The organism is Streptomyces sp. NPDC057099, from assembly GCF_042671245.1.
Classification (GTDB): Bacteria; Actinomycetota; Actinomycetes; order Streptomycetales; family Streptomycetaceae; genus Streptomyces; species Streptomyces purpurascens.
The window spans coordinates 1-2,666 of sequence record NZ_JBHUTX010000111.1; the positions used below are offsets into that span (position 1 = coordinate 1).

3 protein-coding genes are annotated in these 2,666 nt (G+C 71.8%); all 3 read left to right on the forward strand.

The genetic code is table 11. The features are described 5' to 3' along the window. Positions 1 to 1,367: M16 family metallopeptidase (locus tag ACFT4A_RS42350; protein ID WP_382842033.1), on the forward strand; the 1,367-nt coding region annotated here is incomplete at its 5' end. Between the two features lie 29 nt (positions 1,368 to 1,396). Further along, the gene (dapB, locus tag ACFT4A_RS42355; RefSeq protein ID WP_382842036.1) at positions 1,397 to 2,149 is read left to right on the forward strand and encodes a 4-hydroxy-tetrahydrodipicolinate reductase; all 753 of its coding nucleotides are present in this window, start codon (positions 1,397 to 1,399) and stop codon (positions 2,147 to 2,149) included. 13 nt (positions 2,150 to 2,162) lie between these two features. Beyond that, positions 2,163 to 2,618, forward strand: a complete 456-nt coding sequence (locus ACFT4A_RS42360) for a hypothetical protein (protein WP_382842038.1) — start codon at positions 2,163 to 2,165, stop codon at positions 2,616 to 2,618. Positions 2,619 to 2,666 lie beyond the last annotated feature (48 nt).

A 2,666-nucleotide genomic window follows, 5' to 3' on the forward strand; every position in this document is an offset into this window, starting at 1 on the left:
GCTCCAAGGCGACGGCCCGCACCTCCTCGGAGGCGCGGGCCGTCGCCCGTACCCAAACCCTGATCAAGGGCACAGGCGGCATCGGCACGGTCCGCAAGACCACCCTCCCCGGCGGCCTGCGCATCGTCACCGAGACCCTGCCCTCGGTCCGCTCCGCGACCTTCGGCATCTGGGCGCACGTCGGCTCCCGCGACGAGACCCCGGCCCTGAACGGCGCCACGCACTACCTGGAGCACCTGCTCTTCAAGGGCACCGACCGCAGGTCCGCCCTGGACATCTCCGCCGCGATCGACGCGGTCGGCGGCGAGATGAACGCGTTCACGGCGAAGGAGTACACGTGCTACTACGCACGCGTGCTCGACACCGACCTGCCGCTCGCCATCGACGTCGTCTGCGACATGCTGACGGGCTCCCGGATCCTCGAGGAGGACGTCGACGTCGAGCGGGGCGCGATCCTCGAAGAGATCGCCATGACCGAGGACGACCCGGGCGACTGCGTGCACGACCTGTTCGCGCACACGATGTTCGGCGACAACCCCCTCGGCCGCCCGGTCCTCGGCACGGTCGACACGGTCAACGCCCTCACCGCCGACCGCATCCGCCGCTTCTACAAGAAGCACTACGACCCGACCCACCTCGTGGTCGCCTGCGCGGGCAACGTCGACCACGCCAAGGTCGTACGACAGGTCCGCGCCGCCTTCGAGAAGGCCGGAGCCTTCAGGGAACCGAGCGCCGAGCCCGTCGCCCCGCGCAGCGGCCGGCGCGTCCTGCGCACCGCGGGCCGCCTCGAACTGATCGACCGCAAGACCGAGCAGGCGCACGTCGTGCTCGGCATGCCGGGCCTGGCCCGCACGGACGAGCGCCGCTGGGCCCTGGGCGTGCTCAACACCGCGCTCGGCGGCGGCATGTCGTCCCGCCTCTTCCAGGAGGTCCGCGAGAAGCGCGGCCTGGCCTACAGCGTGTACTCGTACACCTCCGGCTTCGCCGACTGCGGCCTCTTCGGCGTCTACGCCGGGTGCCGCCCCTCCCAGGTGCACGACGTGCTGAAGATCTGCCGCGACGAACTCGACCAGGTCGCCGAGCACGGTCTGTCCGACGACGAGATCGGGCGCGCCATCGGCCAGCTCCGGGGCTCCACGGTCCTCGGTCTTGAGGACACCGGCGCGCTGATGAACCGTATCGGCAAGAGCGAGCTGTGCTGGGGCGACCAGATGTCCGTCGACGACATGCTGGCCCGGATCACGTCGGTCACCCCGGACGACGTCCGCTCGGTCGCCCGCGAGATCCTGGGACGGCGGCCTTCCCTGTCGGTCATCGGCCCGCTGAAGGACAAACAGGCGGCCCGCCTGCACGACGCTGTCGCCTGACGAACCCCCTGGTGAAGGAAGCACAAGAGATGAGCAAGCTGCGCGTGGCGGTCCTCGGCGCCAAGGGCCGGATCGGCTCGGAAGCCGTTCGAGCCGTCGAGGCCGCCGAGGACATGGAACTGGTCGCCGCCCTGAGCCGGGGCGACAAGCTGGAGACGCTGGCCGAGACCGGCGCCCAGGTCGTGGTCGAACTGACCACGCCCGACTCGGTCATGGCCAACCTCGACTACTGCGTGAGCCACGGCATCCACGCGGTCGTCGGCACCACCGGCTGGACCGACGAGCGCCTCGCGCAGCTGAACGGCTGGCTGGCGAAGTCCCCGGAGACCGGCGTGCTCATCGCGCCGAACTTCTCCATCGGCGCCGTCCTGACCATGAAGTTCGCGCAGCTCGCCGCCCCGTACTTCGAGTCCGTCGAGGTCGTCGAGCTGCATCACCCGAACAAGGTGGACGCCCCCTCCGGCACCGCCACGCGCACCGCCCAGCTCATCGCCGAGGCCCGCCGGACCGCCGGCACCGCCCCGGCCCCCGACGCCACGACCACCGCCCTGGACGGCGCCCGCGGCGCCGACGTCGACGGCGTCCCGGTGCACGCCGTCCGGCTGCGCGGGCTGCTGGCCCACCAGGAGGTCCTGCTCGGCGCCGAGGGCGAGACCCTGACGGTCCGGCACGACTCGCTCCACCACAGCAGCTTCATGCCGGGCATCCTGCTCGGCGCCCGTCGCGTGGGGAGCGTCCCTGGCCTGACCTTCGGGCTGGAACACTTCCTGGACCTGAGCTGAGCCCCTGACCGTCATGCGCGCGAAGCTCACCTACGCCCTCACGGCCGCCGTCCTGGTCGTCTACTTCGTCCTGGTCGGCAGCCGCGGCGTGCTGCTCATCGAGACCGGCACGCCCCTCACCGTCACGTTCGGCGTCGCGGTGCTGATCCTGCCGGTCATCGGCCTGTGGTTCCTGTGGAAGAACACGCAGTTCGTCCGCAGGGCCAACCAGCTCGCCGCCGAACTCGACGCCGAGGGCGGTCTGCCCGTCGACGAGCTGAGGCGCACCCCCAGCGGGCGCATCGACCGCGACTCGGCCGACGAGGTCTTCGCCCGGCGCAAGGCCGAGACGGAGGCCGCCCCCGGCGACTGGCGCACCTGGTTCCGCCTGGCCGTCGCCTACCACGACGCCCGCGACACCCCGCGCGCCCGCAAGGCGATGCAGCGCGCGATCGCCCTGCACGACGGCAGGCAGCCCGAAGCCGCCTGAGCCGTACCCACACATGCCGGCGGGGCCGGACCGCGCACGGTCCGGCCC